This is a genomic window from Paracidovorax anthurii (assembly GCF_003269065.1).
Classification (GTDB): domain Bacteria; phylum Pseudomonadota; class Gammaproteobacteria; order Burkholderiales; family Burkholderiaceae_C; genus Paracidovorax; species Paracidovorax anthurii.
On the sequence record NZ_QLTA01000096.1, the window covers coordinates 1 to 7,933 of the forward strand.

Below are 7,933 nucleotides of genomic sequence, written 5' to 3' on the forward strand. Positions count from 1 at the left end.
CAGGCGTATGGACTGGGAGCGGGGGACACGGTGCTGCAGAAGACGCCGTTCGGCTTCGACGTGTCGGTGTGGGAGTTCTTCTGGCCGCTGGCGGTAGGGGCGAGGCTGGCGGTGGCACCGCCGGGAGCGCACCGTGAGCCGGCGCAGCTGCAGGAGCTGATCCGGCGGTACGGGGTGAGCACGATCCACTTCGTGCCCTCGATGCTGCAGGCGTTCCTGGCGCATGCGGACCTGGGGGCGTGCGAGAGCCTGCGGCACATCGTGTGCAGCGGGGAGGCGCTGGCGGAGCAGACGGTGCGGCAGGTGTTGGAGCGGCGCAAGGGAGTGGGGCTGCACAACCTGTACGGTCCGACGGAGGCGGCGATCGACGTGACGCACTGGAGCTGCGGGGAGCAGGACCGGGGGGCGGTGCCGATAGGCAGGCCGATCGCGGGGCTGCGCACGCACGTGCTGGACGGGGGGCTGGAGCCGGTGCCGCAGGGTGTGGCGGGAGAGCTGTACCTGGGGGGCGTGGGGCTGGCGCGGGGGTACGCGGGCAGGCCGGGGCTGACGGCGGAGAGGTTCGTGGCCGATCCGCGGGAGGCGGGGCAGAGGCTGTACAGGACGGGGGATCTGGTGCGCTGGAGGGATGACGGGGTGCTGGAGTACCTGGGGAGGCTGGACCACCAGGTGAAGATCCGCGGGTTGCGGATAGAGCTGGGGGAGATAGAGGCGGCGCTGCTGGGCAGCGCGGGGGTGAGGGAGGCGGTGGTGGTGGCGGTGCCCGGGGCGGGCGGGGGCTCGCCATCGCTGGTGGCGTACTGCAGTGCGCAGGCGGGGGTGGAGCTGGAGGTGGAGGCGCTGCGCGGGGAGCTGGCGCGGGGGCTGCCGGAGTACATGGTGCCGGGGCGGATCGTGGTGCTGGATGCGCTGCCGTTGAGTGCGAACGGGAAGGTGGACCGTAAGGCGCTGCCGGCGCCGGGTGCGGGGGCGCAGAGGGCCTTCGAGGCTGCGCGGGGAGAGACCGAACTGGCCATCGCACGCATATGGACGGAACTGCTCGGGCTGGACCGCGCGGGCCGCTTCGATCACTTTTTCGAGCTGGGCGGCCATTCCCTCATGGCCATGCAGCTTGCCGCACGGGTGCAGTCTTCGCTGCAGGCCGAATTGTCCGTGCGCGACATCTTCCAGTTCCCCGTGCTCGCGGACCTGGCCCGGCATGTGGAGCAGATCCGCCCGCAGCGCCCCGTGACCGAGGCGCTGTCGCGCCTCGATGCCTTTATCGACGATATGGAGACCGCTGGATGAGCGAAGCAACGAATCAGTACGAGTCCATGGCCCGGCGCTTCATGCGCCTGACGGACACCCAGCGCAGCGCCGTGTACGCCAGGATGCGCGAGGAAGGCCTGGCGATGGGGCAGTTCCCCATCCTGCCGCGCGAGGTTCCGCCGCAGGCCAGTGCGCTCTCGTACGCGCAGATGCGGCAGTGGTTCCTGTGGCAGATGGAGCCGCAGGGCTCGGCTTATCACATCACGGGCGGCTTCGTGATGCAGGGCGCGCTGGACGAAGGCGCCCTGCAGGCCGCATGGCGGGACGTGGTGGCCCGCCATGAAGTGCTGCGCACCGTGTTCCGGGCCGACGCCCAGGGCCACGTGGCGCAGTGCGTGCTTGCCTCGGCCGATTTTGCCGTGGCCTCCATCGACCTGACCTCCCTGCCGTCCGGCCAGCGACTCGTGCGTGCCGAGCAAGAGGCCCGCAAGGTGTGCGAGGCGCCCTTCGACCTGGGTGCCGGATCCCTGCTGCGGGTGCTGTTGCTGCGCGTGGATGCCCAAGAGCACCGCCTGGTGGTGGCGATGCACCACATCGTGTCCGATGGCTGGTCCCTGGGCGTGCTGGTCGAGGAGTTCGCTGGGTGCTATCGCCGCCATGCCGCCGCTTCCGGTGAGCGCCCTACGGAGCTGGCGGTGCTGCCGATCCAGTATGCCGATTACGCCCAATGGCAGCGGCAGTGGATGGAGGCCGGAGAAAAGCAGCGCCAACTGGACTACTGGCGCGGGTGCCTGGGCACAGACCATCCCGTGCTGCAGTTGCCGACCGACCGGCCGCGCCGCGCCGATGGCCGCTACCGCGCGGCCCGGCATGCCTGGGCCCCCGAGGCCACGCTGGCCGCGGACCTGCGTGCCGCGGGCCAGGCACACGGCGCTTCGCTCTTCATGGTGTTGCTCGCCGGCTTCCAGGTGCTGCTGCACCGCTGGAGCGGGCTGGGCGACATTCGCGTGGGCGTGCCCGTGGCCAACCGGGGCCGGGTGGAAACCGAAGGCCTGGTCGGCCTCTTCGTGAATACCCAGGTACTGCGCCTGCCGTTGCATGGGCGCATGCCCTTGGGCGAGGCGCTGGAGGCCGCGCGCGATGCCGCGCTGGGCGCCCAGGCCCACCAGGATCTGCCGTTCGACCAGCTCGTGGAGGCGCTGCAGCCGGAGCGGAGCCTGTCGGCCCCGCCGCTCTTCCAGGTCATGTTCAACCATCTGCAGCAGGACCACCGCGCGCTCGACGGCTTGCCGGGGCTGCGTCTCGCGCGCTGGGAGCTTGGCGGGCAGACGGCCCAGTTCGAGCTGACGCTGAGCGCCATCGAGGATGGCGAAGGCCGGCTGCGGCTGGAATTCCATTACGCGAGCGACCTGTTCGACGCGCAGACCGTGGAGCGCATGGCGGCCCACTACGAGGCCGTGCTGCGCGCACTGGCGCGTGAGCCGGGCCAGTGCGTGGGCGACATCCCCCTGCTGGGCGCGGAGGAGTCCCGGCAACTGCGCACCTGGGGCGAGCCTCCCCGCGCGCAAGCGCAGGCCGAGCCCGTGCATCGCCAGTTCGAGCGCCGTGCACGGTCCCAGCCCGAGGCCACGGCCGTGGAGATCGGCGACCGCCGCCTGGCCTATGTGGAGCTGGACCGCCGCGCGAACCACCTCGCGCACCGGCTGGCCGCGATGGGCATGGGGCCGGAGCGCCGCGTGGGCATCGCCATGGAGCGCTCGCTGGATATGGTCGTGGGCCTGATGGCCATCCTCAAGACGGGGGCGGCCTTCGTGCCGCTGGACCCGCAATACCCCGCGGAGCGGCTGGCCCACATGGCGGGCGACAGCGGAATGGCCCTGCTGCTGGCCCAGCCGGCGTTGCAGGCGCGCATCCCCTTGCCGCCGGGCGTCCCCTGCCTGGCGTGGGAGGACACTGGTGAAGAGCGCGATGCGCCGCCCGCCGTCTCCGTGCACGCGCACTATGCGGCGTACGTGATCTACACCTCCGGCTCCACCGGCCTGCCCAAGGGCGTGCTGGTGGAACACGGTCCATTCGCAGCCCACTGCGCCGACACGGCCGTGCTCTACGAGATGGGGCCGGGCTCGCGCGAGCTGCACTTCCTCTCCTTCGCCTTCGACGGCGCGCACGAACGGCTCTTCACCGCCCTGTCCTGCGGCGCAGCCCTGGTGCTGCGGGACGAGGGGCTCTGGACGGCCGAGCAGACCCTCGACACCCTGCGCGGGCGCGGCATCACGCACGCGGGCTTTCCACCGGCGTATCTGGTCCAGCTCGCGGATTGGGCGCGCAGTACCGGGCAGCGCCCGGCGATGCACCTGATCTCCTTCGGGGGCGAGGCGATGCCGCGCGAGGGTTTCGAGGCGGTGCGCGAGCACCTGGGGCCGCGCCTGCTCATCAACGGCTACGGGCCGACGGAAGCGGTGGTCACGCCCATGCTCTGGAAAGTGGAAGCGCAGACCTCCTTTGCCGAGGCCTATGCGCCCATCGGCCAGCCCATGCCCGGCCGCACGGCCTATGTGCTGGATGCCCACCTGCAGCCGGTTCCGCGCCACGTGCCGGGCGAGCTGTACCTGGGAGGCGCGGGTCTGGCTCGGGGGTATCTGGCCCGCTCCGGGTTGACCGCGGAGCGCTTCGTGGCCGATCCGTTCGGCCCGCCGGGCGGGCGGCTCTACCGCACGGGAGACTGGGTGCGCTGGCGCGAGGACGGACAGATCGAATACCTCGGCCGCATTGACCACCAGGTCAAGGTGCGGGGCTTCCGCATCGAGCTCGGCGAGATCGAGGCGGCGCTGATGGCCGCGCCCGGCGTGCGGCATGCCGTGGTCGTGGCACGGGAGCAGGCGCGGGGCGGGAGGCGTCTCGTGGCCTATGCCGCACCCCGGGAAGGGGCGGACCTGACCGTGGAGGCGCTGCGCGAGCAGGTGGCGCGCTTGCTGCCGGACTACATGGTGCCGGCGCTCTTCATGGTGCTGCCGGCCTTGCCGCTCAGTGCCAACGGCAAAGTGGACCGCAAGGCGCTGCCCGAGCCGGCCGAACCCACCGGCGCGGCCAGCGGCGGCGCTCCCCAGGGGCCGCGTGAGGAGGCGCTGGAGGCGGTGTGGAGCGAGGTACTGGGGCGGCCTGGCGTGGGCCGCGACGAGAACTTCTTCGAGCTGGGAGGCGACTCGATCCTGAGCCTGCAGATCGTGGCGAGGTTGAGGCTGGCGGGCTGGAGGGCGACGCCGCGCCAGCTCTTCGAGCGCCAGACCATCGCGCAGCTCGCAGGCGTGCTGCAGGCGCTGCCCGCGGCCAGCGCGGCGGCGGGCGAGGCGCAGGGGGAGGTGGAATTGCTGCCGTTCCAGCGGGATTTCTTCGCGATGCCGATGCCGGTGCGGCAGCACTGGAACCAGTCGGTGCTGCTGCGCAGTGCGCTGCCGCTGGACGCGCGGGCCCTGCGGGATGCGCTGCGGGCGGTGGCGCGGCACCATGGGGCGTTGCGGCAGGGCTTCTCCGCGCAGGGCCCCAGGGGCTGGGTGCGGCGCCATGAGGAGATCGCCGGGGCGCAATGGGACGAGATGCTCTGGGAGCGGGCGGCGGATGGCCCGGCGCAACTGAGCGTGTTGTGCGAGCAGGCCCAGTGCAGCCTCGATCTGGAGCAGGGCCCGCTGCTGCGCGCCATGGCCGTGACGCTGCCGGGCGGCGATGCCCGCCTGCTGCTGGTGGCGCACCACCTGATCGTCGATGGCGTGTCCTGGCGCATCCTGCTGGACGACCTGGAGCAGGCCTACCGGCAATGCCGCGCTGGCGTTCCGGTCAGCCTGCCGCCCGCATCGAGCGGGCCGGGCGAGTGGGCCGGGGTGCTGCGGCGCTATGGGCAGGAACATCCGGAAGAAGTGGCGTACTGGCGGGCGCTGGCGGACTGCCCAGCGCAACTGCCTTGCGAACGCGCGGACGGCCCGTGCACGGTGGCGCACCGGCAGACGGTGGCGATCCGCCTGGACCGTGCCGCGACGCAGGCCTTCCTCACGCAGGCCCCGGCGGCCTACCGCACGCAGGCCAACGACCTGCTGCTCACGGCCCTGGGCCGTGCCCTGTGCCGCTGGAGCGGCCACGACCGCATCCTCGTGGACGTGGAGGGCCATGGCCGCGAGGAGCTGGACCCCGGCGTGGATCTCTCGCGCACGGTGGGCTGGTTCACCTCGCTTTTCCCCGTGGCCCTGGAGCCGCTGGGTGCGCCGGAAGATGCCGTGCGGCGCGTGAAGGAGAGCCTGCGCGCGGTGCCGCGCAAGGGCGTGGGGTATGGCGCCTTGCGCCATTTCGGCACGCAGGAGCAGCGGCAGGCCCTGCAGGGGCTGCCCCGTGCGCACCTGGTGTTCAACTACCTGGGCCAGTTCGACGGGCGCCCGGGCGATGCGCTGGGCTGGTCGCTGGCTCCCGAGCCGGCAGGGCCCGAGGTGGATGGGGGCGCGCCGCTGCTGCACGAGTTCACGGTCAATGGCCGGGTGCTCGGTTCGGAGTTGTCGGTGGAGGTGGGCTTCAGCGCGGCGCGTCACGATGCGGCCACTGTGCGCCGGTGGATGCAGGACTTCGAGAGCGAGCTGCGGGCGCTGATCGCGCATTGCACCCAGGCTCCCCGCGGCGCCACGCCGTCGGACTTTCCCCTGGCGGGGCTGGATCAGGCGCGGCTCGATGGGCTAGGGCTGGACCTGGCGCGGGTGGAAGACCTCTATCCGCTCTCGCCGCTGCAGGCAGGCCTGGTTTTCCAATGCCTGCTTGACCCCGGTTCGGCGGCCTACACCAACCAATTGCGGGTGGATTTCGAGGATCTGGATACCGAGCGCCTGCGTGCAGCCTGGGCGTCGGTGTTCGAGCGCAACGAAGTGCTGCGCAGCGGGGTGCTCGCGGCCAGCCAGCGGCCCCTGCAATGGGTGGAGCGCGCGCTGGCGCTGCCCTGGCGGGACATGGATGCGCGCGGTGCCGGCGACCTGGGTGCCCGCCTGGATGCCTGTGCGGGCGAGGAGCTGGCGCGCGGCTTCGATCTCGCCGCGCCGCCGCTCACGCGCTTCGTGCTGGTGCGCACCGGGGAGCGGAGCCACCACTTCATCTGGACCCTGCACCATGTGCTGCTGGATGGCTGGAGTACGTCGCAGTTGCTGGCCGAGGTGCTGCGGCATTATGGCGGGGCGCCGCAGCCCGCGCCCTCGGGGCGCTACGGCGACTACATCCAGTGGCTGCAGTCGCGTGACGCCGCGGCCGACGAAGCCTATTGGCGCGATGCGCTGCGCGGCCTTCAGGAGCCGACGCGCCTGATCGATGCCCTGCCGGCCGGCCGGGCCGGCGGCGAGAACCCGGTGGAGCCCGGCCGTGCGCTGCGGACCTTCGACGCAGCGGGGACGCAGCGGCTCCAGGCGTTCGCCCAGCGCGAGCGCGTGACGCTCAACACGCTGGTACAGGCGGCCTGGGCGCTGCTGCTGCAGCGCCACACGGGGCAGGAGACGGTGGTCTTCGGCACCACCGTGGCGGGGCGCCCGGCCGAGCTGCCCGGCGTCGAACGCATGGTGGGCCTGTTCATCAACACCCTGCCGATGGCCTGCACGCCCGAGCCTGGAGCACAGGTCGGGGACTGGCTGCGATCCCTGCAGGACCAGGCGCTTCGCGCCCGCGAGCATGAGCACACGCCGCTGTACGACGTGCAGCGCTGGGCCGGCGCGGAAGGTGGCGCGGGGCTCTTCGACACGCTGCTGGTGTTCGAGAACTACCCGGTGGACGCGGCGCTGGGCGGCGCGCTGCCGGGCGGCCTGCAGGCGCGGGTGGCCGCGCAGCAGGAGGAGACGCATTACCCCGTGACCGTGCTGGCCATGCTGGAGCCCGTGCTCACCCTGCAGGTGCGCCATGACCCGGCGCGCCTGTCGCGGCAGCAGGCCGAGGCGCTGGCCACGCACCTGGTGCGGCTGCTGGAATCGCTGTCATCAGGCGGTTCGGTGGCGGTGGGGGAGGTGGAGATGCTGGGGCAGGCTGAGAGGCAGGACCTGTGGAAGTGGTCGGTCAACGACGAGCGGCTGCAGGGAAGCGGGCTGGTGCACCGGAGGTTCGAGGCGTGTGCGCAGCGGCATGCGGATGCGCCGGCGCTGGTGTATGGGGACGAGAGCCTGACGTACGGGCAGCTCAACGAGCGGGCGAACCGCCTGGCGCACCGGCTGCGCGAGAGGGGTGTGGGCCCGGACGTTCTGGTGGGGGTGTTGCTGCCTCGGAGCGTGGAGCTGGTGGTGGCGCTGCTGGGGGTGATGAAGGCCGGAGGCGCATACGTGCCGCTGGACCCGGAGCTGCCGACGGAGCGGCTGGCGTACATGGTGGGGGACTGCGCGCCGGCGCTGGTGCTGGCGAGCGAGGCGACGAGGGACTGCCTGCCCGAGGGGCAGGAGGTGCCGGTGCTGGAATTGCCGCTGCAAGGCGATGCGGAGGTGGGCGATGCCGGCGACCCGCAGGTGGAGCTGCACGGGGAGAGCCTGGCCTACGTGATCTACACGTCGGGCTCGACGGGGCGGCCCAAGGGAGCGGGGAACCGGCACGGAGCGCTGGCCAACCGGATCGAGTGGATGCAGCAGGCGTATGGACTGGGAGCGGGGGACACGGTGCTGCAGAAGACGCCGTTCGGCTTCGACGTGTC

Annotated in this window: 2 protein-coding genes; both read left to right on the forward strand. The window is 72.0% G+C overall.

What is annotated here, in order from left to right:
• A partial coding sequence (locus AX018_RS23865) for an AMP-binding protein (protein WP_146749437.1) occupies window positions 1–1,287 on the forward strand: 1,287 nt, incomplete at its 5' end.
• A partial coding sequence (locus AX018_RS23870) for a non-ribosomal peptide synthetase (RefSeq protein WP_245951821.1) occupies window positions 1,284–7,933 on the forward strand: 6,650 nt, incomplete at its 3' end. The genes AX018_RS23865 and AX018_RS23870, both read left to right, overlap by 4 nt.